This window comes from Microbacterium sp. K41, assembly GCF_004794395.1.
Lineage (GTDB): Bacteria > Actinomycetota > Actinomycetes > Actinomycetales > Microbacteriaceae > Microbacterium > Microbacterium sufflavum.
This window is the reverse complement of sequence record NZ_SSDO01000362.1, coordinates 1-24922: the sequence shown is the minus strand read 5'-3', so window position 1 is coordinate 24922 and position 24922 is coordinate 1. Positions and strand designations below refer to the sequence as shown.

Here is a 24922-nt window from a genome sequence, read left to right as displayed (position 1 = left end):
CGGCCGCCGACGCCGCTGCTCCGGCCCCCGCTCCCGCTCCGGTCGCGCCCGACGAGGCCGTCACCCCGGACGCAGCCGTGCAGCCCGGGCAGCCGTCGACGGACACGTTCATCGCCAACGGTGCGACGTGGTCGTGGCGGTACTCCGCCGATCCGCTCCCCGCGGACTGGAACACGGTGGAGTTCGACGCGTCCGCCTGGCACACGGGCCCCGCGGTGCTGGCGCGTGGGGTCGCCGGTGCGGCGACGGACATCGACCCGGACGACCTCGCGGTCAAACCGCAGAGCGCGCATTTCCGGACCGCCTTCACGGTCGACGACCTGACGGGTCTGCACGACGGAACCGTGTCGGTGATCGCGGATGACGGGGTGGCCGTCTACCTCAACGGCGTGGAGATCGGGCGGTCGAATCTTCCGGCCGATGCGACCCTCCGCCAGACGACGTTCGCGTCGTCCTCGGTGGCACCCGGCAAGGCGGCGGCCAGTCGCGTGTCCTTCACGGTGCCGGTGTCGCTGCTCCGGCCGGGCGTCAACGTCATGTCGGCGGAGGTGCACGAGAACAATCCGGGCAGCGCCAACATGAGCTTCGACCTGACGTACACCGCTCCGCGCAACTGAGAACGGACGACGCCGAGCCCGCTCCCGCCGCACGGGGGAGCGGGCTCCGGCGTGCCCGAGCGGGGTCGCCCGGCGGACGATCGGCCCCGAGCCACGCCCTAGACTGGTCGGGTGACTGAAAACGTCGATGTCGTGCTGATCGGTGGTGGCATCATGAGCGCCACCCTGGGTACTCTGCTGCACGAGCTGCAGCCGGAGTGGAAGATCGTCGCCTTCGAGCGGCTGTCCGACGTGGCGCAGGAGAGCTCCAATCCCTGGAACAACGCGGGCACCGGGCACGCCGCGCTCTGCGAGCTCAACTACATGCCGCAGCAGGGCGATGCTCCGCTCGACCCCGCGAAGGCCGTGTCGATCAACGAGCAGTTCCAGCAGAGCCGGCAGTTCTGGTCGTCGCTCGTCGAGAAGGGTGTGCTGGACGCGCCGTCGACGTTCATCAACGCGACCCCGCACATGACGTTCGTGCGCGGGGAGAAAGACGTGGCGTACCTCAGGAACCGCTACGAGGTGCTCAAGGAGCAGCCGCTGTTCGCGGGCATCGAGTACAGCGAGGACTCCCGCGTCATCAACACCTGGGCGCCGCTGCTGATGCAGAAGCGACGCAAGGGCGAGCCCTTCGCCGCCACCCGGGTGCCCGCGGGCACCGACGTCGACTTCGGTGCCCTGACGCACCAGCTGTTCGATCACCTCCGCGAGTCCGGCGTCTCGGTGCGCACGAACCACGAGGTGAAGTCTCTCAAGCGCCAGAAGGACGGCACCTGGCTCCTCAACTACCGCACCACGGTGGGGCGCACGCCCAACCAGATCAAGGCGAAGTTCGTGTTCGTCGGGGCGGGCGGCTGGGCGCTCAAGCTGCTCCAGCGGTCGGGCATCCCGGAGATCAAGGGCTACGGTGTCTTCCCGATCGGTGGGCAGTTCCTCAAGACCACGAACCCGAAGATCGTCGCTCAGCACAAGGCGAAGGTGTACTCGCAGGCGTCCGTCGGTGCGCCGCCGATGTCGGTGCCGCACCTCGACACCCGCGTGGTCGACGGCGAGGCGTCGCTGATGTTCGGCCCGTTCGCGACCTTCAGCCCGAAGTTCCTCAAGAACGGCTCCATGCTCGACATCGTGACGCAGGTGCGCGCGCACAACCTGTGGCCGATGCTGCGGGTGGCGTTCGCGAACCCCGATCTGATCACCTACCTGATCAGCGAGCTGATGAAGAACCACCGCAAGAAGGTCGACAGCCTGCGCACGTTCATGCCCACCGCGAAGGACGAGGACTGGACGCTCATCAACGCCGGTCAGCGCGCGCAGGTCATGAAGAAGGATGCGAAGAAGGGCGGCGTGCTGCAGTTCGGCACCGAGGTGGTCGCCGCCGGCGACGGCTCGATCGCGGGGCTGCTCGGCGCCTCTCCGGGGGCTTCCACGGCCGTGCCGATCATGCTCGATCTGCTCAAGAAGTGCTTCCCGGGCGAGTTCCCCGCGTGGGAGCCGCGGCTGCGCGAGCTGATCCCGACCTTCGGCCAGAAGCTCAACGCCGATCCGGCGCTCGCGGAGGAGTCCACGGCGGCGACCGCCGCCGCCCTCGGCATCAACGCCTGAGACCGGACCGTGGCGAAGCTCTACTTCCGCTACGGCGCGATGAACTCGGGCAAGTCGACCGCCCTGCTGCAGGCTGCCTACAACTATGAGGAGCGGGGCCAGCACGTGCTGCTCGCCAAGCCCGCGATCGACACCAAGGGCGCGGCGGAGATCGAGAGCCGCCTCGGTGTCACGCGGCAGGTGGACTTCCTGATCGGGCCGGAGGACGACGCGCGGGCGCTGTTCGCGGAGCATCGTACGCGCATGCGGCGCTCGACCGAGGAGGAGCTGCTGCCGACGGCCCCGATCGACGTGGCGTGCCTGCTGGTGGACGAGGCGCAGTTCCTCACGGCCTCCCAGATCGACGACCTGTTCCGGGTCGCGGTGGAAGACGGCATCCCCGTGATGGCCTACGGCATCCGCAACGACTTCCTCACCCACGCGTTCCCCGGCTCCGCGCGGCTGCTGGCGATCGCGCACTCGCTGGAGGAGCTCAAGACCATCTGCCGCTGCGGGCGCAAGGCGGTGTTCAACGGCCGCGTCGTCGGCGGACGCTTCGTGTTCGACGGAGATCAGGTCGCGATCGACGAGGGCGCGGACGGCTCCGCGTCGCCCGAGCTCACCACCTACGAGTCGCTGTGCGGCACCTGCTACCTGGAGGAGTCGGGCGGGCGCCTGGGGTGACCTGATCGCTCTCGCTGCCGCCCGTCTCCTCGCGAGGCGGGCGGCTTTGCGTGGTCTGACCACACGGGGTACGCTGTGGTCAGACCACAGGAGGCGGGATGGCGGAGCAGCCGGCGCGAGCATGGCGACTCGTGCTCGAGCACATCGAGCGCGACCTCCTCGACGGACGCCTCGGCCCCGGCGACCGGCTGCCGTCGGAGCGCGACCTGGCGAGCGACCTGGGTGTCGGACGCTCCAGCGTGCGCGAAGCCTTCCGCGTGCTCGAGGTGCTCGGCCTCATCCGCACCGCGACCGGATCGGGCCCGCAGGCGGGAGCGATCGTGATCGCGACGCCGACCGGGGGCATGTCCGCGCTGCTGCGGCTGCAGGTCGCGGCGCAGGGCTTCCCGCTCGACGATGTGGTGCGCACCCGCCTGGTGCTGGAGGACGCGGTCGTCGCGGCCCTGGCGTCCGGAGGCGGCGGCGACACCGCGAAGGCCCACGAGCTGCTGCACGCGATGGACGCCGCGGGCTTGACCCCGTCCGAGTTCCTCGCCCTGGACGCCCAGCTGCACCTGTCGCTCGCCGAGGGCAGTGGCAACACCGTCATCGCCGCGATGATGGCGGGGCTGCGGTCGTCGATCGAGTCGTATGTGCTCGCCGGAGCTGCCGCGATCCCCGACTGGGACACGATGGCGACACGGCTGCGCGCCGAGCACCACGCCCTCGTCGCCGCGATCGACGCGGGCGATGCCGAGGCCGCCCGCGCGCTGGTCCGCGCCCACATCACCGGCTACTACACGTCCGCGGGGCTCACCCGCGACATCCACCCCCACGACTGAGAGGCACGCCATGGTCCAGCGCCAGCTCCCCAACCCCGCCGAGCTGTTGGAGCTCATGAAGTTCAAGAAGCCCGAGCTCGACGGCCGCAAGCGCCGGCTCGACGCGGCTCTCACGATCGACGACCTCCGTACGATCGCGAAGCGCCGCACGCCCAAGGCGGCGTTCGACTACACCGATGGCGCGGCGGAGGGCGAGCTGTCGCTGAGCCGCGCCCGCCAGGCGTTCCAGGACGTGGAGTTCCACCCCGGCATCCTCAAGCCCGCGCCGGATGTCGACACGACGGTCGAGATCCTCGGCGGGCCGTCCGCGCTGCCGTTCGGCATCGCTCCGACCGGGTTCACGCGGCTCATGCAGACCGAGGGGGAGGTCGCCGGTGCCGGCGCTGCGGCCGCGGCGGGCATCCCGTTCACGCTGTCCACGCTCGGTACGACCTCGATCGAGGGGGTCAAGGCCGCGAACCCGCACGGGCGCAACTGGTTCCAGCTCTACGTCATGCGCGACCGCGAGATCTCGTATGAGCTGGCACGCCGTGCCGCCGCCGCGGGCTTCGACACGCTGCAGTTCACGGTGGACACCCCGGTCGCCGGTGCCCGGCTGCGCGACAAGCGCAACGGCTTCAGCATCCCGCCGCAGCTCACGCTCGGCACGATCATCAACGCGATCCCGCGACCCTGGTGGTGGTTCGACTTCCTGACCACGCCCAAGCTGGAGTTCGCGTCGCTGAGCTCCACCGGCGGCACGGTCGGCGAGCTGCTCGACGCCGCGATGGACCCCACGATCAGCTATGACGATCTCGCGGTGATCCGTGACATCTGGCCCGGTCGCATCGTGATCAAGGGCGTGCAGAACGTCGAGGACTCCGTGCGACTGCGCGACGCCGGTGTCGACGGCATCGTGCTGTCGAACCACGGCGGTCGTCAGCTCGACCGCGCGCCGATCCCGTTCCACCTGCTGCCCCAGGTGCGCCGGGCCGTGGGCGACGATTTCACCGTCATGATCGACACCGGCATCATGAACGGCGCCGACATCGTGGCCTCGGTCGCGCTCGGGGCGGACTTCACGCTGATCGGCCGCGCGTACCTCTACGGCCTGATGGCGGGCGGCCGCCAGGGCGTCGACCGGACGATCGCGATCCTTCGCAGTGAGATCGAGCGGACCATGCGTCTCCTCGGCGTCGCGTCGCTGGCGGAGCTCGAGCCGGCCCACGTCACGCAGCTGACGCGTCTGGTGCCCGTCGCGCGCGACGCCGCGGAGGCCGTCGTCCGCTGACGTCGCCGTGCCGGGTTCCGCTACGACTGCGGGGCCACGGCGCGGCGCCGCGGTGGCCACGGCACGAGCATCGACGTGGTCTGCCGGTAGTCGGCGTATGCGGGATACTTCGACGCGGTGATCGACTCCGTGAAGATCGTCGAGCCGAGGAACAGCACCGTCAGGAGCGCGGCGCCGACGATCGTGGGGTTCAGCACGCCCCCGAGCACCCCGGCCCCCGCGGTGGCGGCCGCGGTCGCGCCCAGCGCGTAGAACGCCCACCACTGCGCCTGTTCGAAGAAGAAGTTGGGGTGTCGGCTGTAGCGGAACAGCCCGGTCGTCGCGAAGCCGGGCGCGAGGTCACCGCCAGCCTGCTTCTTGCGCTGGTGGAAGTTCCACTGCTGCTGGTCGGCGACCGTCTCGCCGACCAGGAACCCGAGGAACGCGATCGTGAACAACGCGTCCCACCCGGTCAACGCGGTGGGGTGCTGGGCGGCCAGCCATGCCGGAAGGGTGATCAACACGAGCAGGGTCATCTGGTACCCGATGATGAACAGCAGGTTGAACACCTGGAACTGCCACGGGCGCATCCGCTTCCGCAGGATCGCCCAGCGGTAGTCCTCCATGCCGGTGTAGCCGCCCTTGCGGGCGAAGTTGAACGTGAGCCGCGCGCCCCAGGCCGTCGCCAGGATCCCCATCAGCACGATGCGCGCTGATCCGGCGTCGGCGGTGAAGGCGCCGACCACGAAGATCCAGACGTAGACAACGGGGACGATCGACCACGCGCGGTCGACCCACGACGTGTCACGGGTGATCAGCGACAGGATCCAGCACACGAGGCTGGCCAGCGCTGCGACGAGGACGACGATCTGCAGGGCATCCATGACGCCATGCTAGAGCCAAGCCAGGCCGGGCGTCCGGCACCGGCCGCCGCCTCAGACGCGCGACGTGAGGGTGGGCAGCAGGGCTTCGAGGCGGGTGGCGGTGTCCTCCCAGCCCTCGACGGCGATCGACGGGACCCCGATCGCGAGGACCGGGTAGTCGTTGCCGCCCTCGTCGAGCCGGTCGCCGTAGAACAGCATCGCGTCCAACGGGATGCCCGTGTGCGCGGAGAGCTGCCTCATGCCGAACGCCTTGTCGATCCCGGCGCGGGTGATGTCGATCGAGGTGGAGCCCCCCGAGCGCACCTCGAGCCCGGGGAGTCGAGCGGCGACCGCGTCGCGCAGGGCCGCGCGCTTGCTGCCGGACGGATCCCACGCGTGCTTGGCCTCCCGCGGAGCCCGCTGCCCGAGCGCGGAGAACGTGATCTGCGAGCCGCGGTCCTCCAGGATGTCGCCCCAGGGGTCGGTCTCCCACAGGCCGAGCCGCTCCGCCTCCTCGCGGAGGGCCGTGAGAGCAGACGCCTTCTCGTCGTCGCTCAGGTCGTGCGCGTACACCGGCGCGAAGTCGGCGCCGTCGTGGCGCAGGTAGCGGGTGCCGCAGGTCGGCAGCAGGTGCAGCCGGGCGAGAGCTGCGGCGTCGGCATCGGCGAGCTGGGCGATCACCTGCGTGCGGAACTGCGGCTCGTTGCCCCCGGAGATGATGGCGACGTCGACGCTGCGGAGAAGTTCGCGCAGGAGGCCGGAGATCCGCGGGTCGATCGGGCCCTTGGAGGGGGCGAGGGTGTCATCGAGGTCGAAGGCGACGAGTGCGGGCGAGGTCATGATGCCTCCAGCCTAGGAGGTCGCAGCCGTGAAGAGCGTGGAGCTGCGAGCAGCGTGCACAGGAGGGCGAGGGCCACGCCCAGGGTGGCCCCGGTGGAGTTGGCCAGCACGTCGTTCATCGTCGCATCGCGGTGGGGCAAAGCGAGGTGCTGCGCGGTCTCGATCGCGAGAGAAAGTGCCGGTCCGACCAGCAGCGACAGCGGCCACACACGGCGGGGGAGGAGCAGGAACGCGAGGACGCCGAGGGGCACGAAGACCGCGATGTTCAACAGGACCTCCAGCCGCGTGAACGTCAGTGCGGTCCAGCCGAGCCGGTGGGTGAGCGACACGATCACGTCGAGCAGATTCGGGACCGCATGCTCGACCCGGGACGGCGTGAGCGTGAGCAGGGCGAGCCCCGCGAGGAACGGGACGCCGAGGGCGAGCGCCCAGATGCGGGTGGCGCGACGCGGCGGAGGCAGGAGCGTCCCCATGCGGTCCCCTTTCGCACGCTCTCCGATACAGAGAAGGCCGCCCGTGGGGGCGGCCTTCCGGTGTCACTGGTCGGGGTGACAGGATTTGAACCTGCGACCTCTTCGTCCCGAACGAAGCGCGCTACCAAGCTGCGCCACACCCCGTTTGCAACCCTCCGAGTCTACAGGGAAATCCCCTGAGCGCCCAATCGGGGCGGTGATCACGCGTGGGGGATCAGCGTGAGCAGCGTCGCCTCCGGGCGGCACGCGAAACGCACGGGCGCGTAGATCGAGTGCCCGCAGCCGGCGCTCACGTTCAGTGGGACGCTGCGGCCGTCGTGCGTCCAGGTGCTGAGTCCCTTGGCCTGCTTCAGCGGGATGTCGCAGTTCGCCACGAGCGCGCCGTAGCCGGGGAGGCAGACCTGCCCACCGTGCGTGTGACCGCCGAGGATGGCGTCGGCGCCGAGGTCGACGAAACCGTTGAGCACGCGCTGATACGGCGCGTGCGTGACGCCCAGCACCGCCGTTCCGGGCTCGCGCGGGCCCAGGCCCTCGATGGCCGAGGGGAGCGCGTCGAGGCGGTCCCAGTCGCGGTGTGCGTCGTCCACGCCGAACAGGTCGACGGTGGTGCCACGCAGGGTCAGTCGCGCCGCGCGATTGTTGAGGTCGGTCCAGCCGAGCTCGTCCGTGAAGAAGCGGTCCATCGACCCCGTGTCGAGCACGGTCGGCTCGCGGTGGCGCCGCGAGGGGCCGGAGAAGTAGCGCAGCGGATTGCGCGGCGCGGGGCCGTTCACGTCGTTCGAGCCGTGCACGAAGACCCCGGGGATGCCGGCGAACGGGGCGAACGCGCGGCGGATCCCCTCGAGCCCGCGCTCGTGACCCAGGTTGTCGCCGGTGTTGACGATCAGGTCGGGCCGCAGCTGTGCGAGCGACGCGAGCCAGTCCTGCTTGCGGTGCTGCCACGGTGCCATGTGCGCATCGGACACGTGCAGGATGCGCAGGGGAGGGGTGCCGGGGGCGAACGCCGAGGCGGACACCTCGCGCACGGTGAAGAGGTAGCGTTCGATGCCCACGCCCCACACCGCGGCGGCGGCGCCCACGGCCCCCACCGCGCCGAGCGCGACGAGGGCCGGATGAGCCGAGCGCGACGAACCTACTGGCACGTCACGACCACGGTGGTGCTGCTGTTGACAGGAGTGCCCGGTGCCGGATTGGTCACCGCGACCGCAGACCCCGGCGGATTGCACGAATTGTCGAACTCGTAGGACGCGACTCGAGCCGCCTTGAGTGCGGCGTCCGCCTGGTCTCGCGACATCCCGACGATGTTCGACGGCACCACGGCACCACGGCCGTTGCTGATCGAGAGGGTCACGGTGGCAGCCGTCGCAGCCTCGCCCGTCGGGTCCTGTGCCGCGACGAGGCCGGCCGCGAGGTCGCTGTCCACCTCTCCGCCGATCGCCACCTGGAAGCCCGCGTTCTCGAGGGTCGAGCGCGCCTGATCCTGCGACATGCCGACCACGCTCGGAACGGCCTTGAGCTCCTGACGGATCAGGTTGTTGTCCGGCTGGGGGAAGCGGTCGCCGCCGTAGGCCTCGTTCGCGGCCGCTTGCGCGGCGCGGGCCAGCGGGTAGCGCATGTCGTTGAGGTTCCATCGACCGTAGCTCTTCCGGTAGATGTTCTCCTGGCCCTGCCAGCGTCCCGCCCACACGGCCGTCGCGACCTTCGTGCTCGACTCGATCATCATGGTCGACCACGTGTTGTGCGTTCCGGTCTTGCCGATCAGCGGGGTGCCGTCGCCCGGGTTCGCCCGCGAGCCGGTGCCGCCGCCGCCCATGACGGTCTGCAGCGCGTAGGCGGCCGTGGCTGCGACCTCGGGAGAGATCACGCCGGGAGTGCACGACGACGCGGGCAGCTCACGGTCCTTGCCGTCCGGACCGATCACGCGGTCGATCGCCCGCGGCGTGCAGTAGGTGCCGCCGCTCGCGACCGTGGCATAGGCGTTGGCCATCGCGATGGGCGAGATGTTCTTCGCGCCGAGCACGTCGTACGGCACGTTCTCATCGGTGGTCTTGCCGCCGTTGGCCAGCGTGACGCCCAGGCGGTCGGCCACCTTGTTGATGTCGCAGAGGTCGAGCTTGGAGGCCATCGCGAAGTACCCGCTGTTGAGCGAGTTCTTCGTGAAGTTCAGCACGGTGTCGGTCGAGCCGCCGCCGCCGCCGAAGTTGCCGATCTCCTTGGTGTTCGCGGTCATGGTGCCCCCGCCGCACGAGGCCGCGGTGAACTTCATGTTGGTCTGCACGCGGCCGTTCAGGGTCTCGCGCACCGAATGACCCTTCTCGAGCCAGTCGATCAGCGTGAACAGCTTGTAGGTCGAGCCCACCTGGAAGCCGTTGGAGTCTCCGTGCTTGCGGTCGCCCGCGAACACGAGAGAGGTGTAGGCGGGATCGGTGGTCGGGGTCTCGGTGAACATCGTGTTCTGGGTCATCGAGAGGATCCGGCCGGTGCCCACCTCGATGGACACACCCGCGGCACCGAAGTGCATGCCGTCGTAGTTGGCCGGGACGATGTCGGCCATCTCCTGCGCCGCCGGGTTCTGGATGCGGTAGTCCAGCGACGTGAAGATCTTCAGACCGCCGCGGCGCAGCAGGTCGCGCCGCTCCTGCGGCGTGGCGCCGAAGGCCTCGTCGTTCAGGACGATCGAGCGCACGTACTGGCAGAAGTAGGCGTTCGTGCCGGCGGCCGCACAGCCCTGCGTCGGCGGGTTGATCGCAGGAACGATCGGGGAGGCCTTCGCCTCGTCGTACTGGGCCTGGGTGATCTTGCCGTCGTCGAGCATGCGGTAGAGCACGTAGTCGCGGCGCTTGAGGGTGTCCGCGTAGCCGTCGGCGGCGTTGTTGTGTCCGACCTGCGCATCGTCGGTGTACGTGCCCTCCACCGGCTTGTCGATCCGGTACGTGTTGGGGTTCTGCACGATGCCGGCGAGCGTCGCGGCCTGCGCGACCGTCAGGTTCATCGCCGTCGTGGAGAAGTAGTACCGGGCGGCGGCCTCGATGCCGTAGACCGTGCCACCGAAGTTCGCGATGTTCAGGTAGCCCAGCAGGATGTCGTTCTTCGAGAAGTCCTTCTCGATCTGGATCGCGTAGCGCATCTCCTGCAGCTTGCGCTCGATGCCCTTGCTGCCGACCGCGTTCGTCGCGTCCAGCCAGCACTGCTGGAGCTCCTCGGAGTACGTGTCCGACGTGGTGTCCACGTCCTGCTCGCACTGCTGGATCAGCACGTTCTTCACGAACTGCTGGCTGATGGTCGAGGCGCCGCGGCTGGATGTGCCGCGGACGTTGTCGATCAGCGCCTTCATGGTGGCGCCCAGATTCACTCCGCCGTGGCTGTAGAAGCTCTTGTCCTCACTGGAGAGGATCGCGTCGTAAAGCACCGGGCTGATCTGCTCGTACGTGACGGGGACGCGGTTCTGCTCATAGAACGACGCGAGGGCGACCGGCGTGCCGTCGGGCTGGGTGGCGTAGATCGTCGACTGCTCCATCGGCGTGCCGGGGCTGAGGTTCTCGGGGAGCTTGTCGAAGAGCGTCAGTGCCGTGGTGCCGGCGACTCCCGTCATCGCGAGGACGGGGGTGACGCTGGCGGTGACGAGCAGACCGGCGACGGCGCTCAGTCCGACGAGCCCGACGAGCCCGCCGAGCACGCCCTTCACCGTGCGATTCTTGTGGGGCATACGCTTGATCGTAGGGGAGTTCCCTGAATACACCCTCTGACGAACACGCCCGCTCGGCCTGTTCGCGTCCCGATCGACAGGAGAGCCATGACCACGTGGGAGTACCTGACCACGCCGCTGCTGATCCACAACACCGCCGCTATCCTCAACAACTGGGGCAAGCAGGGCTGGGAGCTCGTCCAGGTGGTGCAGGGACCGGAAGGCGGCCTCGTGGCGTACTTCAAGCGCCCGGTGACCACCGACGGCTCCGCGAACGCGGGCCTCGCCGCCGCCGCCGAAGCCGCGCGTCAGTTCGAGGGGGGTCAGGCATGAGCGTCTCCACGCGCCTCGCCGAGCTCGGCATCGAGCTCCCCGCCGTCGCCGCTCCCGTCGCCGCCTATGTCCCGGCGGTCGCCCACGGCGGGCTCATCTACACATCCGGCCAGCTCCCGTTCGTCGACGGCGCCCTGCCCGCGGTGGGCAAGGTCGGCGCCGAGGTCTCCGCGGAGGACGCCAAGGCCTTCGCGCGGACGTGTGCCCTCAACGCGCTGGCCGCGGCCGCCGACGTCGCGGGCGGGGTCGACCGCATCGCCGGTGTCGTGCGGGTGGGCGGCTTCGTCGGTTCAGCCGAGGGCTTCACCGGCCAGCCCGGCGTCATCAACGGCGCGAGCGAGGTGCTCGGTGAGATCTTCGGTGACGAGGGCCGCCACGCGCGCGCGGCAGTCGGCGTCGCCGAGCTCCCGCTCGGCAGCCCGGTCGAGGTCGAGGTGACGTTCCGCCTCGCCTGACCCCGACACGCGAACGCCCCCTCCCGCGGGAGGGGGCGTTCGTCGTCTGCGGGCTACTTCACCTGCGCGGAGATGATGCTCATGACCGCGGTGTCGGCCAGGGTCGTCGTGTCGCCGACCTCGCGGCCCTCGGCCACATCGCGCAACAGACGCCGCATGATCTTGCCCGAGCGGGTCTTGGGCAGCTCCCCGACGATGTACACGTCTCGAGGGCGCGCGATGGCACCGATCTGTTCGCCGACCCAGAGCCGGAGCTGCTGCGCGAGCCCCGCCGGGTCGTGGGCGGCGAGATAGCTCTCCTTGATGATGACGAACGCCACCACCGCCTGGCCCGTGGTCTCGTCGGACGCCCCGACCACCGCGGCCTCCGCTGTGGCCTCGTGCGCCACGAGCGAGGACTCGATCTCCGCCGTCGACAGCCGGTGGCCCGACACGTTCATGACGTCGTCGACACGGCCGAGCAGCCAGAGGTCGCCGTCCTCGTCGAGCCGTGCACCGTCACCCGCGAAGTAGTAGCCCTGCTTCTCGAACTTCTCCCAGTACGTCTCGCGGAAGCGTTCCGGGTCGCCCCAGATGCCGCGCAGCATGCTCGGCCACGGCTCGGTGATCACGAGCAGTCCGCCGTTGCCGTTGCCGACCTCGACGCCCTGCTCGTCCACCACGTCGAGGGTGATCCCGGGGAGGGGGACCTGCGCCGAGCCGGGCTTCGTGGCGGTGACGCCGGGGAGCGCCGACACCATGATGGCGCCCGTCTCGGTCTGCCACCACGTGTCGACGATCGGGGTCTTGCCCGCGCCGATGACCTCGCGGTACCACATCCACGCCTCGGGGTTGATGGGTTCGCCGACCGATCCGAGCACTCGCAGCGACGACAGGTCGAACTTCTGCGGGACGCTGCGGCCGACCTTCATGAACGACCGGATCGCCGTCGGGGCCGTGTAGAAGATGGAGACCTTGTACTTCTCGATGATCTCCCACCAGCGTCCGGGGTGCGGCGTGTCGGGCGTGCCTTCGTACAGCACCTGGGTGGCACCGTTGGCCAGCGGGCCGTACGTCACATAGCTGTGGCCCGTGATCCACCCGATGTCGGCGGTGCACCAGTACACGTCGGTCTCGGGCTTGAGGTCGAACACGTACTTGTGGGAGTACGCGGCCTGCGTGAGGTAGCCACCGGAGGTGTGCAGGATGCCCTTCGGCTTCCCCGTGGTGCCGGAGGTGTAGAGGATGAAGAGCGGGTTCTCGGCGGGGAAGGCCTGAGCCGTGTGCTCGGCGGAGGCCGCCGGGACGACGTCGTGCCACCAGATGTCGCGCCCGTCCGTCCAGTCCACCTCGTTCTCGCCACGACGAACGACGAGGACGTGCTCGACCGTCTGCTGCTCGCCGTCGCCGCGGTCGGCCAGAGCCTGGTCCACGGCGGGCTTGAGCGCCGAGACGCGGCCCTTGCGGTAGCCGCCGTCGGCCGTGATGACGAGCTTGGCTCCGGCGTCGTCGATGCGGGAGCGGAGGCTGTCGGCACTGAATCCGCCGAACACGACGGAGTGGATGGCGCCGACACGTGCGACCGCGAGCATCGCGGCGATCGCCTCGGGGATCATCGGCAGGTAGATGGCGACGCGATCGCCATGACCGACGCCGAGTCCCTCCAGCACGTTCGCGACGCGCTTGACCTCCTCGGTCAGCTCGGCGTACGTGATGCGACGACTGTCGCCGGGCTCGCCCTCCCAGTGCAGGGCGACGCGGTCGCCGTTGCCGGCCTCGACATGACGGTCCAGGCAGTTGTAGGCGACGTTGAGCTCGCCGTCGTCGAACCACTTGGCGAAGGGCGGGTTGTTCCAGTCGAGGACCTGGGTGAACGGCGTGTGCCAGTGGATGAGATCGCGCGACTGCTCGGCCCAGAAGCCTTCGCGATCCGCCGCGGCGCGCTCGTACAGTTCCTGTGACGCGACGGACTGCGCCGCGAACTCCTCCGATGGCGGGAATCTCCGGGTCTCGTCGAGAAGGTGGTCGATCTGGCTGCTCATCGGCAGGCGCTCCTTTGCGGCATACGGGTCATGCAGGCGTGGTCGCACGGGGGGAGGCGCGACCAGGTCAGGGCGAATCTATCGGCGTGCCACGCCCTCGAGTACTGCCGAAAGTCGGTAGTGGCGCTGGTTTTGTCAGGACGGTCGCCTTGCGTACACTCGACGACAGCCGAAATCTCATTCCGGCCTTGGCGCGCCCGATTCCCCCGATCGCGCGGCGCCGTGGGCGGCATCTCATTCCCCCCGTGAGATGCCGCCCATCTCTTTGGGAGCGCTCCCTCTGCCCGGGTCCTCTCCGTTGCCGGCCCGCGGCCCCGAGTTCTCCACGGGCAGCCGGGCTGAGGCCTTGTGCACAGACGCCGATGCCGGAGTCGCCCTGCGGCGGCACGCCTCGCCCGCCGTGCCTACTCTCGCCGCATGCCTGAACGATTCGTCATCCGGTCGAAAGACGCGGCAGCGGGGAATGCGGTCACCGCCCCTCCCCATGCCGTGCTCCTCGCGGAACCCGCATTCGCGCCGCTGGCCCCCCATGTGGACGACACCGTCACCGACGTCTTCGTCAACGGGGCAGACGGACTCTTCCTCGACCGCGGCAGCGGCGCGCAGCCCGTTCCGTCGTGGCGAGCGACCGAGCGGGAGGTACGCGACCTCGCGGTCGCGCTCGTCGCGCTCGGCGGCCGGCACCTCGACGACCAGGCGCCGTGCGTGGACGTGCGCCTCGGCTCGGGCGTGCGGGTGCACGCCGTGCTCGCCCCCGTCTCCACGACCGGCACGGCGCTGTCCATCCGGATCCCGCGGGTCCATGCGGCCGACCTCGACGCCCTCGCCACACTGGGCACGATCGATGCGCAGCAGCACGTCTGGCTCGACAAGCTCGTCGCGGAACGGGCGAACCTCTTGATCACGGGCGGGACGGGTACGGGGAAGACGACGCTGCTGTCGGCGCTGCTGTCGTCGGTACCGCCGGGTGAGCGCATCGTGACGATCGAAGACGTGGCGGAGCTGCGGCCACGGCACCCGCACCACGTCGCCCTCGAGGTGCGCCAGGCGAACCTCGAGGGCGCGGGCGGCATCGGACTCGCCCGGCTCGTCCGCGAGTCGTTGCGCATGCGCCCCGATCGGCTGGTGGTCGGCGAGTGCCGCGGCGAGGAGGTACGGGAACTCCTCACCGCCCTCAACACCGGCCACGATGGTGGCGCCGGCACGATGCACGCGAGCGGTGTCGCGGACGTGCCCGCGCGGCTCGAGGCGCTCGGCGCGCTTGCCGGAATGGACCCCGTGGCGCTCGCTCGTCAGGCCGTGAGCGCGTTCACCGTCGTCCTCCACCTGCACCGGGGGTCCGACGGAACGCGGCGCATCGCCCACGTCGGGCGACTCGTGCTGGAGAGCGATCGGCTGGGCATCGAGGAGGTCCGACCATGGTGAACAGGAGGCGTCGCGCGACGCAGTCCGCGCCCGAGGTCGACCTGGCGCACTCCGTGCAGACGCTGGCCGTGCTGCTGCAGGCAGGTGCAGCGCCGCTCGTGGCGTGGCGCCATCTCGCCGGGACGGGCGACCCGAATGCGATCGCGGTCCTCGCGCGCGTCGACGACGGAACACCGCTCGTCACTGCGATCGATGCGGCCGGCGGTCGCTGGCGGGAGCTGGCCGCGGCCTGGGAGATCGCCACCGTCGTGGGCGCGCCCCTCGCGGAGGTCCTCCGCACGATCGCCGGGTCGTTGCGCGACGCGGCCGCCGCCGCCGACGATGTCCGCGTCGCGCTGGCTGAGCCCGCCGGAACGGCGCGACTGCTGCTGTGGATGCCCCTCGCGGGACTGCTCCTCGGCGTCGGCCTCGGCTTCGACACGATCGGGGTGCTCCTCGGCACACCCGCCGGGGCGACCTGCGCCGTCGCCGGGCTGCTGCTGGTCGGAGCGGCTCGCATGTGGACGCGACGGCTGCTCCGCCGTGCGCAGCCCGCGTCGGGGACGCCGGGGATCGCCGCCGAGCTCGTCGCGGTCGCCCTTCGCGGGGGCGCCCCGATCGACCGTGCACTCCGGCTCGTGGCAGATGCGGCGGTCGTGGACCGAGGAGGGGAGGAGAGCGTGCGCCGGGTCCTGGAGCTGTCCCGGACGGCGGGCGTTCCCGCCGTCGAGCTGCTGCGTGCCTCCGCGGCGCAGGACCGACATGCAGCGCGCGTGCAGGGGCGCCTCCGCGCGGCAGTGCTCTCGACGCGACTCCTCGTGCCGCTCGGCGTCTGCACTCTGCCGGCGTTCCTCCTGCTGGGGGTGGCTCCGCTGATGCTCAGCGTGCTCGCCTCCACGTCCATTCCTGCGTGAGTCGCTCGAACCACCCAATAAAGAGGAAGAAGGAAGAATATGAACACCATTCCCCGACTCGACCGCCGTCGTGCAGCCGCCCTGTTCGGCGACGACACGGGAGCGGCGACGGCCGAGTACGCCATCACCACCATGGCCACTGTCACAGCCAAATGACACTTCTACGCATCAAAGCTGGGGATAACCCTGTGGACAGGTTAGAGCGTATGCGGCACGAAGGAATCCCTGGTTAGCGCGTATAAACACTAAATAGACAGGGGGCGTCCGAGAGGGTACTCTCGGCGCTGAGTGCCGCCCGGGCTGGCAAATGGAAAGCCGCCCGCGTCCTACCAAGACGAGAGCGGCTGAAGGTTGATTTCCGATGTCTACAGTACTAGCCGACGCCCACCGTCGCCATCCTCGCCGTATCGAGATCTGCGAGGCCAACGCCGTCCGCCTGGGTCTGCGCTCCTCTATCTATTCCTCAACAGATGGCGTGTTTTTCGGCTCAGAGGCCAAGTACGCGAGGAACGCGGCGCAGCGGGCTCTGACGACTCGACGGAGCATCGCGCAGTGCCGACGCGGCATGACCTGCAAGGGGTCGCTCTGCGACCGATGCAGTGCCCGCCGAGCCCGGCGTCAGCGCAGACAGCTCCTCGATGCTCTCGACTCCAGCAGAGTCAGGTACGCCTTGTTGTGGACGTACACCATCGCCTCCTCGCCCGATAGGGCGCTCGGGCCGATGCTCCGAGATCTCACGAAGCTGATGACGGCGGTCAACGCCTCAGGATGGCTGTCGTCCAAGGTGGACGGGTACGCCAGGGTGATCGAGATCGAGCGCCCTGTCGGCGGCTGGCATCCGCACGGACACGTTCTTCTCTGTTTCCAGAATCGAATGACCCGGACCGAGGCTCGCGCATTCGCGCTAACCCTCCGCGACCGGTACCTCGCAGCAGCCAACAGGCTGGGCATCAGCGCCTCGACCATGGGCCAGCACGTCCGCCTCGTCCCCGTGGAGCAGATCGACGTCGCCGTGCGCTACGTGACCAAGCAGCACGTGCTGACGAAGCCCAAGGCGGACGGCAGTGCCACGCTCTCCAGTCTCACCATGGACGCTTACACGCGCGGAGACGCCGACGCCCTGGATCTCCTCCACGAGGTCGAGGGTGCGACCTACGGCAGGCAGTTGTGGCGAACGGCGGGCATCTGCAAGCCCTCGTGACCCTGCCGAGCCAAGACGTCATGCAGCGCTGAGTCTGGGAATTGGCTGAACCGGTCGATATTGAATATGGAGGGTTCTTTCATGCCAGCACCACAGAGCAACGTCACCTTGTACGGCAGATCGTGCACCGTGTGCAGCCACCAGCACGTCGGAGACATCGATGCTGGTCTCGTGGCGCATCTGCCGATTGCGCAACTGGCGCGACAGTTCGAGGTGTCTCGCGATTCTCTGTACCGGCATCTGAAGTGGCATCTCCGGCCCGCGTTGCAGGAGGTCCTCACCTCGACTCCGGAGACCAGGCCGGTCGCCCTCGTGGAGCGCCTCGCGGAGATCGCTAACGATGCTCGTGCCGCCCGAACGACGGCGTACGCCGCTGGCAACTCCCAGTTGGGAGCCCGACTCGGCGAAGCCGAACGCCGTGCCCTCGACTCACTGGCTGACCGATTCCAGATCAACCACGACAGCGTCGCAGCCGACCGGACCAAGGTCTCGCAGCTCGCGAGAGCCCTGGACACCGCTCTCGATGCATCCCCAGAGCTGGCCTCTCTCGTTGCTGATGCGCTCGACGCCGAAGGGCTCACCGAGCTGGCAGACGGCATACGGGCCGAGCTTCCCTCAGATCCAGAAATGAAAGGAGTCGCATCATGAGCGACAACATCGACAAGGCTGCACGACTGGCCGAGCTGACCGACGAGCTGGGTGCGGCAGCAGCGCCTGAACCCGCAGGTGTCCGGCGTCTCCGAGAGGCGCGAGAGGCCGCAGCCGTGCGTGAGGCGTCTCAGGTCTCCGACGTCGAGAGCGTGCTTCTGGTGAAGGCCGGTGATGTCGTGCACGCTACGGCGACCGGCATGCTGCTCCCGCGCACCACGTCGCTCTGGGGTGGACTTCCCTCGCTTGCCCTCACCCGCGGCGACCGCGTCGTCGTCACCGAGGAGATGATCGCAGCCGACGTGGACCGCAACGGCAACCCAGGTTGGACTGCCCTCGTGCACGATCCAGATCGCCAGGTCGCGCGGTGGGGTCGAGTCCACCTTGCCCCGGGTGAGCCGCCCGCGGAGATGCAGCCCTGGGAGTATGGCGACACGGCATGGTCCGAGCAGAGAGAGATCGCGCGGAGGGCGGCGTGGGCAGAGACCGACCCGAACCGCCGCGCAGAGGCTCTCCAGCGCGTGAAGGAGGTCTACGGTGCTCCGCCGACCACGAGCACGGTGCACGCGGTGTACAGGGGCGACGTGGCGTACGAGGCGCAGCAGGCGGCCATCGCGGCGAGCGCGGGGGCGGGCACGCCGAATCTTCGTGGGGGCACGTCGTGACCGGTCGAAATCGGAATCTGACGGACGCCCTCCGGTTCCGCGAGGCCACGGCGCTGTACCTCGCGATCAGCGGCCACGATGATGCCGAGGCTCGCCCCATGCGCCGGAAGATCTCCGATGCCATCGGGGAGAGCAGCTCCGACGTGCGTGGCGTCGAGGGCTGGCACCTCGCTACCTCCAGCAGGGCGACGTTCCGGATCGGTGGCGACCTCGACAGCGCGCACGCCGAGGCCGATGAGGATCAGCTCGTTGCTCTCGTGCAGCACCGCCGCGAGCGTCCCCTGGGCGACTCGCTCGTCTGCATGACCCTGGAAACCTTCTCGCAGGTCACCGCTGCACACACTTGATCCCGAGGTATCACCATGACCAGCCGCGCAGGCCGCAAGATCCACCCTCGTGCTCCGTGGGTCGCGCACCCAGAGGCGTACTCCGCCCCGCAGCAAGCCCAGCAGCCACCCGGGGACGACTGGGACGCGCCACCCCCGGTGATGTCGTTCCCTCCGCGGAAGCCGACTCCGCGCATCCAGGCGCACCTGGCGAACATGCAGGGCGTCACTCTGGGAGATCCTCCGCGCGTCCCCGCATCCACCACCACGATCTCCGTGTTCATCGACGGGACGAGGGTTCGCCTTCCCGCGGACTGGAGCATCGCCTTCAGCTCCTCGAAGGGCAAGGACACGATCTACGTGGTTGACTCCGCGAAGCGGTTGCATGTGCTGACCCTCAACGCGGACGGAGAACTACGAGAGCTGCACGGGCTCTCAGCGGATCTCGTTTCGGACATCGTGGCCTGGCGGTTCCCAAGGGGTGCACGATGAGCGCCTTCGTGGAGCCGTCGATCAACGGAGTGCGGGTCGTCAGCGTGGGCGGCACGATGACCACCGGCGTTCCCCTAGACGCTGATGTTCTCGTTCTCCCCGATTACACGCTCGTGCATGAACGCTCAGGGCGCGTCGTCCGGCTGGTCGAGCGTCAGGGGCGGGTACTGGAAGCGCCGATGTCCAACGTCGAGACCAACCACGCACGCTCACTCTTCGGTGGGGAACCGTGACCGCCGCACGCGGTCCTGGGAAGCCGCGTGCGCTGAGTCCCGAGCGTGAAGCAATGGCGGCGACGCTTCGGAGCGCAGGATACGGCGTCGCGTCCGTCGCCGATCTCTTTGGCATCGCGCCGCGAACCCTGCACTCGGTACTCAGACGGCAGGGAGTGGAAAGCGCTAGAGGACGCCGCCGCCTCACCGTGGACCAGGATCGTGAGCTGATCCAGCTATGGCGAGGTGGATGGACGCATCAGCAGTTGGCGGAGCACTTCGGTGTCGCGCGCGAGACGGTCGCGTTGACGATCCAGACGACCCTGCGAGGCGACGCTCGATCTTGATCGAGTCGAACTGAGCCAGGACGCCGTGCAGCGCCGTGTCTCAATTCCAAGGATTCGAGACGATCCGCGGAAGACCAGATTCGAGGATGAGATCGGCTCGAAACAGTGACCAAAAACTGTCTCTGCTACTTGTCTCAGATACCCCGTACGGTTTACAGTTGAGACATGACCACCTCGAAGAGCTTCGGCTACGCAAGAGTCTCGACTACATCGCAGACCAACGACCGTCAGATCGACGCACTGCTCGGCGCGGGCATTGATGACGCCGACATCTTCCGCGACAGGATCAGCGGCGCACGGCAGTCTCGCCCCGGCCTGGATGACCTTTTGTCCCGAGTTCGCTCGGGCGACACGATCACCGTCGCGAGCATGGACCGGCTAGGCCGCTCCGCCCTGCACGTGCTTTCGACCCTGGCCGACCTCGAAGAGCGCGGCATCATCGTCAAGAGCCTGAAGCCGGGCGAGGACTTCAGCGGCGCTACGGGCAAGCTCGTGCGGGCGGTCATGACGCATGTGGCGGAGTGGGAGAGGTCGATGAACGCCGAGCGCGTCGCAGAGGCTCGCGCAGCTCGTGCGGCCCGCGCCAAGGATGGCGAGCAGATCGCGGGACGACCAATTACGGCAATGACCGCGGAGAACGTCAGGAAAATTCGGCAGCACAAGGCCAAGGGACGGACGGTGGCCGAGATCGTGAAGCTGACTGGCATCAGCCGCGCATCGGTCTACCGAGCCTTGGCCGACTAGCCGATCTTCTCGCGCTACGGTCGGGGGAATCTGCCAGGCTGAGCGTATGAGCGACGATGACGAGCACGAGAACTTCATCCAAGCGGGCGAGCTTCCCCCGCTGAGCATGCCCGCGTTTCAACTGCACACGTTCGCGATCATCGAGAGTTTCCAGCGTGGCGTGCCGGGATTCGTCTCCGACGACTACCTGGAGGCGATCCCCGCGGAGACGACGCTGACGGCAGCGGAGCTTGAACTAGCGGGCGTGTGGGTCCGCCGCGAGGGCGGCTACTTCGTCCAAGACGACGAGACGATCAGCATGGTTATGGGCTTCCGAGAGAAGAGCGATGCCAATGCCGAAAAGTGCCTGACCCGTGGGTATCACGTGCCGCGTGGAGATGGCGACTGGATCGTCTGCGAGACCTGTCACGTTCCCCTGAAGCGTCCGGACGGCAAGCCGGTCGGGGGCGAAAACGGCGAGCCCCCGGACTACGGCCCCCGCCACGACGACCTCACCGTCGAGTAGCCCATGGACTGGGAGAAGATCGGCGCAGCGGTGTGGGACTGGGTTCCGTGGCTGATCGGCCTCGTCGGTCTCCTCTTCGGCATTCTCGGAGAACTACGTGCACGCCGAGCTGAGCGACGGATCAGGCGCGACGACGATGCGCCTCCGTGGGACGACGCCCAGCACGACAGCGGCGATCTGTTCACTATTCGCAACACCTCGACGCGCGATGTCGTCGTGACGGCGGTGGAGGCCGACCCCGCCAAGAAGGCGGGCTTGTTGAGGTTCCGTCAAGAGTTCCCGCTGACGATCTACGCAGGGGACTCACTCGGCGTTCTGGTCGGCGAGCGGTACTCTCTGAGTCGCCCTGACGTCGTTCTCGTGTGGAGGTTCGTGGACGCTGACGAGGTCCGCCGAAACCGCCGTATCCTGCCGAGTGTCACTGCATGATCCTGCCGCCCATCGATCCGGACATCCCGATGTCCCAGGGTGACGACTTCGACGGGATGAGCCCGCGGTGCCCCGAGTGCGTGGCCACGATGGTGCCGCAGCAGTCTGACCGCGGCGAGTGGTGGGCCTGCCCGCAATGTAGGGCTACCAGGCTCTCTTGAAGGGCGACCAAACTGGCACTCAGTACAGCGCTCACTGTATAGTCATCGAGTGCTGACTATTACTACTCGACTCGATGTCATGAATCGGCTTGGCCGAGCGATGGCAGATCCGACGCGATCCAGAATCCTCATGTCATTGCTGGAGGCCCCGAGCTACCCGGCAGAACTTTCCCGCGCACTGGAGCTGTCCCGCTCCAACGTCTCCAACCACCTGACCTGTCTCAGAGACTGCGGGATCGTGGTGGCGGAGCCGGAGGGACGCCAGACGCGGTACGAGATCGCAGACCCGCACCTGACCGCCGCCCTGGTGGCCTTGGTCGATGTGACTCTCGCCGTTGACGAGAGCGCTCCGTGCGTCGATTCGTCGTGCACGGTGGCCGGTTGCTGTGGAGCGGAGGAGAGCGCATGAGCGCCGAGCTGACAGCCGCACGGCGGACCACCCTGCACCGCCGTGTGCGGTTCATCGTGGGCTTCACGATCTCGTACAACGTCATCGAGGCCATCGTCGCGATCTGGGCGGGCACGCTCGCATCTTCCGCGGCCCTCATCGGGTTTGGGCTCGACTCTGTGGTCGAGGTTCTGTCCGCCGCAGCCATCGCGTGGCAGTTCACCAGGAAGGACCCGGAGCGCTGGGAGAAGGTGACCGTTCGGGTCATCGGTCTGGCCTTCTTCGCGCTCGCGGCCTACGTCACCGTGGATGCGGTGATGAGCCTCATCAGCCAGGAAGGCCCCGAGCACAGCCCGCTGGGCCTCGGCATCACCGCCCTGAGCCTCATTGTCATGCCGTTGCTCGCGTGGTTCGAAGTGCGCACAGGGCGAGAGCTGGACTCCAAGAGCGTGATGGCCGATGCCAAGCAGCTCATTCTGTGCATCTACCTGTCCGGTGCCGTCTTCATCGGACTTATCTTGAACACCTTGTTCGGTTGGTGGTGGGCCGACTCTGTCGCCGCGCTCGTGGTGGCCGTCCTCGCGATCCGGGAGGGCATCGAGGCGTGGCGCGGAGACGTCGAATCGCCGTTCGAGGTCCTCGAAGACCTGGCAGGCGAGAGCGACGACGACTGACTGGCGTCGGTGATCCAGTCCCTTCTGTGCGGTCTGGATCACCGCGACCTACTCCTGGCCGCTGAGAGCGGCAGCGATGGCGTCCTGCGCCTCCTGTGCAACCTTCGGTGTCCTCGTCGCCTGGCCTGTCTCCAGGCTCCGGCGACGCTCGACTCGTCGCCATCCGAGGGTGACCGTCCCGTCGATCTCCTCGACCGTGCGCAGCCGCCGTCCCTTGCCCACGGGAAGCACCTGGACGTCGTGCACGAGCGCGCTGAGGACCGCACGTCGCCGACCCATGCTGAGCCCGTCCCAGATGGTGCGGATGTCGTCGCCGGTGACGAACTGAGCGAGAGGGTTTGACCTCAGCGCATCCGCGAGATCCCGTTCCACTTCGTCAGCCTCAACATCCAGCTCATCGACTTCGTCGGCAAAGCCTTCGGCGCTCAGCCTGCGCGAGCGGTAGAGCGCCTCCGCTTCAGCTCGTCGTGCCGCTATCGCCTCTCTGCGAAGCCTGAGCGCGTCGATGTCGTGCCCGCCGTCATCTACCCAGGAGAGCAATCCAGGGGCACTGAGAACGCCGACTACGGCGTTAGTGACGTAGTCCTCGATTAGGCTCGCTGGGCGCTGGAAGCAACCCTTGGTGCAGCGGTACCCGCGCACTGGGTTGACCGTCTTGGTGGTGGCCATACGCAGAGGACCACCGCAAGCGCCGCAGCGCCCGATGGTGGAGAGCAGCCACTTCGCCCTGGTGTCTCCGTCGTGGGTGCGCCGCGTGTCATCCAGCAGTTTGGACCGCGCAGCGATGACGGCGTCCTCCGGCAGGATCGCGTCCCAGGCCCCGGGCGTGCATTCAGACCATCCGAACCGGTCCGCCGAGTACTTCACGCCCTCCGGCATGGCAGGCGGCAGCATGGCCGCATGGAAGGGAGAGATGAGAATGCGCCGGACTGTACTGGAGGTCCAGCGGGCTCCCTCGCGCGTCTTCCATCCCATCTCATTCATCGCGGCAACGATGGCACCGAGTTTGGCCCCGCCGAGCAACTCCGCAGACATGTAGCGAACGATCTCGGCCTCGCTTGGCACGATGACGTAACGGGTGCGGTTCCGCCAGTCCGGATCTTTCCGGTCGGCGGGCACCCACGAGTAACCGAACGGCACCAGGCCGGAAGGTGGATGACCCGCACTGCGCCGCTTCGCTCGGTAGGGGACAGCACGCGCGTCCTTCTCGGTGATCTCCTCCTCAGCCATGCCGGTGAGCACGTCGAGCATGATGCGCCCGCCCATCGTGCTCGTGTCGATACCGTCGCGGACGGTGACGACGCGTACATCGCGCTTCGGCTTGGCCAACTCGATGACGTCTACTCGACGGCGTAGGAGTCGTGCCGCAGTGACGGCCACGACAAGATCAATCTTCCCTGCATCGATGTCTTCGAGCATGCGCGCCCAATCAGTACCCGCCCCCCGAGTCTTGCTCGCGCTCGTGTTGTTGTCGCTGTAGACGTCCGCCACGATCCAGTGCTCTCGGCTGGCCTTGTCCTCCAGCACTTCGATCTGTTGTTCGATGCCCGCTTCTACCCGGTCGCTCTGCCGGACGTACAGCGCCGCGCGGACCGTTTCCTGTGCCATTCATCTAATTATGCTCGTTTCCTGCGACGGTGGCCGCGGTCGCGTTCGCAGGACTGCTCGTCGTCATCATGAGGTCGGACGAGGTGCGCGGCATCCTCACCGATCTCGTGCGGCGCGCGCTCACGGTGTCATGAGCAGGCCGCTGGGCGAGCGCGGCGCGGTGGCGGCGGAACTGGCGCTCGCCCTGCCGGCCGTCGTGCTCGTGCTTCTTCTCGGCGTCGGGGCGCTCGCCGCATCGTCACGACAGGTCGCGCTCCAAGATGCGACGGCGGACGCCGCCCGTCTGCTGGGGCGGGGCGAGGGCGACGCCGCGGCCGCGGCTGTGGTGCGGCGGGCGCTTCCCGACGCCAGGGTGACGTTCGCCGCCGTCGACGATCTCGTCTGTGCGACGGCGACGCTCGACCTCACCGTGGGACCGCTGATGCGCCTCCCGCTACGCGCCGCGAGCTGCGCTCTCGACGGGGGTCGGTGATGGCGGGGACTGTGCTGGCCGCCGGCGTGCTCGTCGTCGGCGCGACGCTCTCCGTCGGGCTCGCCGCCGTCGGCGGGGCGGCCGTCATCATCGACCAAGTGTCGAAGGCGGTCGCCTTGGCGCAACTG

27 protein-coding genes, 1 tRNA gene and 2 pseudogenes are annotated in these 24922 nt (G+C 68.5%); 22 read left to right on the top strand and 8 right to left on the bottom strand.

Going from position 1 to position 24922, the window contains the following annotated elements:
- The 5 genes and pseudogenes from DW309_RS19590 to DW309_RS11310 form a co-directional block, all read left to right on the top strand.
- Positions 1-617 (top strand): annotated as a pseudogene (locus DW309_RS19590) (hypothetical protein); the annotation flags it as partial.
- 153 nt (positions 618-770) lie between these two features.
- Entirely contained in the window at positions 771-2201 is a 1431-nt protein-coding gene (gene mqo, locus DW309_RS11325; protein ID WP_240745413.1) for a malate dehydrogenase (quinone), read from the top strand.
- 9 nt (positions 2202-2210) lie between these two features.
- On the top strand, positions 2211-2864 hold the full coding sequence (locus DW309_RS11320; protein ID WP_136032149.1) for a thymidine kinase: 654 nt from the start codon (positions 2211-2213) through the stop codon (positions 2862-2864).
- Positions 2865-2962: 98 nt separating this feature from the next.
- Positions 2963-3685, top strand: a complete 723-nt coding sequence (locus DW309_RS11315) for a FadR/GntR family transcriptional regulator (RefSeq protein ID WP_136045431.1) — start codon at positions 2963-2965, stop codon at positions 3683-3685.
- Positions 3686-3695: 10 nt separating this feature from the next.
- Positions 3696-4955 carry an alpha-hydroxy acid oxidase gene (locus tag DW309_RS11310; RefSeq protein WP_136045430.1) on the top strand — a complete coding sequence of 420 codons (1260 nt, stop codon included), beginning with the start codon at positions 3696-3698 and terminating at the stop codon, positions 4953-4955.
- Positions 4956-4975: 20 nt separating this feature from the next.
- Here DW309_RS11310 and DW309_RS11305 read toward each other — a convergent pair whose 3' ends face one another.
- From DW309_RS11305 to DW309_RS11280, 6 genes are all read right to left on the bottom strand, one after another.
- On the bottom strand, positions 4976-5818 hold the full coding sequence (locus DW309_RS11305) for a DUF1295 domain-containing protein (protein ID WP_136045429.1): 843 nt from the start codon (positions 5816-5818) through the stop codon (positions 4976-4978).
- Between the two features lie 51 nt (positions 5819-5869).
- On the bottom strand, positions 5870-6637 hold the full coding sequence (locus DW309_RS11300) for an HAD-IIB family hydrolase (protein WP_136032156.1): 768 nt from the start codon (positions 6635-6637) through the stop codon (positions 5870-5872).
- Entirely contained in the window at positions 6634-7110 is a 477-nt protein-coding gene (locus DW309_RS11295) for a VanZ family protein (protein WP_136045428.1), read from the bottom strand. The genes DW309_RS11300 and DW309_RS11295 overlap by 4 nt, the downstream gene beginning before the upstream one ends.
- A gap of 67 nt (positions 7111-7177) precedes the next feature.
- Positions 7178-7254, bottom strand: a tRNA-Pro gene (locus DW309_RS11290).
- A gap of 56 nt (positions 7255-7310) precedes the next feature.
- Positions 7311-8252: a metallophosphoesterase gene (locus tag DW309_RS11285; protein ID WP_136045427.1), complete on the bottom strand. Its 942-nt coding sequence runs from the start codon at positions 8250-8252 to the stop codon at positions 7311-7313.
- Positions 8243-10816, bottom strand: coding sequence for a transglycosylase domain-containing protein (locus tag DW309_RS11280; RefSeq protein ID WP_240753190.1), 2574 nt, complete (start codon positions 10814-10816; stop codon positions 8243-8245). The genes DW309_RS11285 and DW309_RS11280 overlap by 10 nt, the downstream gene beginning before the upstream one ends.
- Positions 10817-10903: 87 nt before the next feature.
- Between DW309_RS11280 and sp36 the strand changes: the two genes are divergently transcribed.
- Both sp36 and DW309_RS11270 read left to right on the top strand, forming a co-directional pair.
- Positions 10904-11128 (top strand): Sp36 family protein, encoded by a 225-nt coding sequence (gene sp36 / locus DW309_RS11275; RefSeq protein ID WP_136032162.1) that lies wholly within the window; start codon positions 10904-10906, stop codon positions 11126-11128.
- The gene (locus DW309_RS11270) at positions 11125-11583 is read left to right on the top strand and encodes a RidA family protein (RefSeq protein ID WP_136036890.1); all 459 of its coding nucleotides are present in this window, start codon (positions 11125-11127) and stop codon (positions 11581-11583) included. The genes sp36 and DW309_RS11270 overlap by 4 nt, the downstream gene beginning before the upstream one ends.
- A gap of 53 nt (positions 11584-11636) precedes the next feature.
- On the opposite strand, the gene acs is transcribed toward DW309_RS11270, so the two are convergent.
- Complete coding sequence (acs, locus tag DW309_RS11265) at positions 11637-13604, bottom strand: acetate--CoA ligase (RefSeq protein ID WP_136032166.1); 1968 nt, start codon at positions 13602-13604, stop codon at positions 11637-11639.
- 417 nt (positions 13605-14021) lie between these two features.
- Here acs and DW309_RS11260 point away from each other — a divergent pair, with 417 nt between their 5' ends.
- The 13 genes from DW309_RS11260 to DW309_RS11195 all read left to right on the top strand — a co-directional run bounded on the left by DW309_RS11260 (position 14022) and on the right by DW309_RS11195 (position 22714).
- Entirely contained in the window at positions 14022-15029 is a 1008-nt protein-coding gene (locus DW309_RS11260; protein ID WP_136045426.1) for a TadA family conjugal transfer-associated ATPase, read from the top strand.
- Positions 15023-15922 carry a type II secretion system F family protein gene (locus DW309_RS11255; protein WP_136045425.1) on the top strand — a complete coding sequence of 300 codons (900 nt, stop codon included), beginning with the start codon at positions 15023-15025 and terminating at the stop codon, positions 15920-15922. The genes DW309_RS11260 and DW309_RS11255 overlap by 7 nt, the downstream gene beginning before the upstream one ends.
- Before the next feature lie 361 nt (positions 15923-16283).
- Positions 16284-17123 (top strand): protein rep, encoded by an 840-nt coding sequence (locus DW309_RS19585; protein ID WP_168387251.1) that lies wholly within the window; start codon positions 16284-16286, stop codon positions 17121-17123.
- Positions 17124-17204: 81 nt separating this feature from the next.
- Complete coding sequence (locus tag DW309_RS11240; RefSeq protein ID WP_127012537.1) at positions 17205-17771, top strand: hypothetical protein; 567 nt, start codon at positions 17205-17207, stop codon at positions 17769-17771.
- Complete coding sequence (locus tag DW309_RS11235; RefSeq protein ID WP_127012536.1) at positions 17768-18436, top strand: hypothetical protein; 669 nt, start codon at positions 17768-17770, stop codon at positions 18434-18436. The genes DW309_RS11240 and DW309_RS11235 overlap by 4 nt, the downstream gene beginning before the upstream one ends.
- A complete protein-coding gene (locus DW309_RS11230; RefSeq protein WP_127012535.1) occupies positions 18433-18783 on the top strand; it encodes a hypothetical protein in 351 nt (116 codons plus the stop codon). The genes DW309_RS11235 and DW309_RS11230 overlap by 4 nt, the downstream gene beginning before the upstream one ends.
- Positions 18784-18798: 15 nt before the next feature.
- A complete protein-coding gene (locus tag DW309_RS11225; protein ID WP_136045423.1) occupies positions 18799-19254 on the top strand; it encodes a hypothetical protein in 456 nt (151 codons plus the stop codon).
- Positions 19251-19487, top strand: coding sequence for a hypothetical protein (locus DW309_RS11220; RefSeq protein ID WP_127012533.1), 237 nt, complete (start codon positions 19251-19253; stop codon positions 19485-19487). Before DW309_RS11225 ends, DW309_RS11220 begins: the two co-directional genes overlap by 4 nt.
- 491 nt (positions 19488-19978) lie before the next feature.
- Positions 19979-20557 (top strand): recombinase family protein, encoded by a 579-nt coding sequence (locus DW309_RS11215; RefSeq protein ID WP_136045422.1) that lies wholly within the window; start codon positions 19979-19981, stop codon positions 20555-20557.
- Between the two features lie 46 nt (positions 20558-20603).
- Complete coding sequence (locus DW309_RS11210) at positions 20604-21062, top strand: hypothetical protein (protein ID WP_127012531.1); 459 nt, start codon at positions 20604-20606, stop codon at positions 21060-21062.
- A 3-nt stretch (positions 21063-21065) separates the two neighbouring features.
- Entirely contained in the window at positions 21066-21491 is a 426-nt protein-coding gene (locus tag DW309_RS11205; protein ID WP_127012530.1) for a hypothetical protein, read from the top strand.
- 210 nt (positions 21492-21701) lie between these two features.
- Positions 21702-22061 carry a Cd(II)/Pb(II)-sensing metalloregulatory transcriptional regulator CmtR gene (gene cmtR / locus DW309_RS11200; protein ID WP_136045421.1) on the top strand — a complete coding sequence of 120 codons (360 nt, stop codon included), beginning with the start codon at positions 21702-21704 and terminating at the stop codon, positions 22059-22061.
- Positions 22058-22714 (top strand): cation diffusion facilitator family transporter, encoded by a 657-nt coding sequence (locus tag DW309_RS11195; RefSeq protein ID WP_127012528.1) that lies wholly within the window; start codon positions 22058-22060, stop codon positions 22712-22714. Before cmtR ends, DW309_RS11195 begins: the two co-directional genes overlap by 4 nt.
- 48 nt (positions 22715-22762) lie before the next feature.
- Here DW309_RS11195 and DW309_RS11190 read toward each other — a convergent pair whose 3' ends face one another.
- Positions 22763-24322 (bottom strand): recombinase family protein, encoded by a 1560-nt coding sequence (locus DW309_RS11190; RefSeq protein WP_136045420.1) that lies wholly within the window; start codon positions 24320-24322, stop codon positions 22763-22765.
- 23 nt (positions 24323-24345) lie between these two features.
- Between DW309_RS11190 and DW309_RS11185 the strand changes: the two are divergent.
- Positions 24346-24456, top strand: a pseudogene (locus tag DW309_RS11185) (DUF4244 domain-containing protein); the annotation flags it as partial.
- Entirely contained in the window at positions 24453-24794 is a 342-nt protein-coding gene (locus tag DW309_RS11180; protein ID WP_206252947.1) for a TadE family type IV pilus minor pilin, read from the top strand. The pseudogene DW309_RS11185 and the gene DW309_RS11180, both read left to right, overlap by 4 nt.
- The last annotated feature ends 128 nt before the right edge of the window (positions 24795-24922 follow it).

Coding starts and splice junctions, on each gene's coding strand:
- DW309_RS11190 (WP_136045420.1), bottom strand. CDS start 24,322: ATGGCACAGGAAACGGTCCGCGCGGCGCTGTACGTCCGGCAGAGCGAC.
- DW309_RS11305 (WP_136045429.1), bottom strand. CDS start 5,818: ATGGATGCCCTGCAGATCGTCGTCCTCGTCGCAGCGCTGGCCAGCCTC.
- DW309_RS11255 (WP_136045425.1), top strand. CDS start 15,023: ATGGTGAACAGGAGGCGTCGCGCGACGCAGTCCGCGCCCGAGGTCGAC.
- DW309_RS11300 (WP_136032156.1), bottom strand. CDS start 6,637: ATGACCTCGCCCGCACTCGTCGCCTTCGACCTCGATGACACCCTCGCC.
- DW309_RS19585 (WP_168387251.1), top strand. CDS start 16,284: ATGTCTACAGTACTAGCCGACGCCCACCGTCGCCATCCTCGCCGTATC.
- DW309_RS11225 (WP_136045423.1), top strand. CDS start 18,799: ATGACCAGCCGCGCAGGCCGCAAGATCCACCCTCGTGCTCCGTGGGTC.
- DW309_RS11310 (WP_136045430.1), top strand. CDS start 3,696: ATGGTCCAGCGCCAGCTCCCCAACCCCGCCGAGCTGTTGGAGCTCATG.
- DW309_RS11315 (WP_136045431.1), top strand. CDS start 2,963: ATGGCGGAGCAGCCGGCGCGAGCATGGCGACTCGTGCTCGAGCACATC.
- DW309_RS11270 (WP_136036890.1), top strand. CDS start 11,125: ATGAGCGTCTCCACGCGCCTCGCCGAGCTCGGCATCGAGCTCCCCGCC.
- DW309_RS11195 (WP_127012528.1), top strand. CDS start 22,058: ATGAGCGCCGAGCTGACAGCCGCACGGCGGACCACCCTGCACCGCCGT.
- DW309_RS11240 (WP_127012537.1), top strand. CDS start 17,205: ATGCCAGCACCACAGAGCAACGTCACCTTGTACGGCAGATCGTGCACC.
- mqo (WP_240745413.1), top strand. CDS start 771: ATGAGCGCCACCCTGGGTACTCTGCTGCACGAGCTGCAGCCGGAGTGG.
- DW309_RS11180 (WP_206252947.1), top strand. CDS start 24,453: ATGAGCAGGCCGCTGGGCGAGCGCGGCGCGGTGGCGGCGGAACTGGCG.
- DW309_RS11205 (WP_127012530.1), top strand. CDS start 21,066: ATGGACTGGGAGAAGATCGGCGCAGCGGTGTGGGACTGGGTTCCGTGG.
- DW309_RS11215 (WP_136045422.1), top strand. CDS start 19,979: ATGACCACCTCGAAGAGCTTCGGCTACGCAAGAGTCTCGACTACATCG.
- DW309_RS11260 (WP_136045426.1), top strand. CDS start 14,022: ATGCCTGAACGATTCGTCATCCGGTCGAAAGACGCGGCAGCGGGGAAT.
- DW309_RS11235 (WP_127012536.1), top strand. CDS start 17,768: ATGAGCGACAACATCGACAAGGCTGCACGACTGGCCGAGCTGACCGAC.
- DW309_RS11280 (WP_240753190.1), bottom strand. CDS start 10,816: ATGCCCCACAAGAATCGCACGGTGAAGGGCGTGCTCGGCGGGCTCGTC.
- DW309_RS11220 (WP_127012533.1), top strand. CDS start 19,251: ATGAGCGCCTTCGTGGAGCCGTCGATCAACGGAGTGCGGGTCGTCAGC.
- DW309_RS11210 (WP_127012531.1), top strand. CDS start 20,604: ATGAGCGACGATGACGAGCACGAGAACTTCATCCAAGCGGGCGAGCTT.
- sp36 (WP_136032162.1), top strand. CDS start 10,904: ATGACCACGTGGGAGTACCTGACCACGCCGCTGCTGATCCACAACACC.
- DW309_RS11295 (WP_136045428.1), bottom strand. CDS start 7,110: ATGGGGACGCTCCTGCCTCCGCCGCGTCGCGCCACCCGCATCTGGGCG.
- acs (WP_136032166.1), bottom strand. CDS start 13,604: ATGAGCAGCCAGATCGACCACCTTCTCGACGAGACCCGGAGATTCCCG.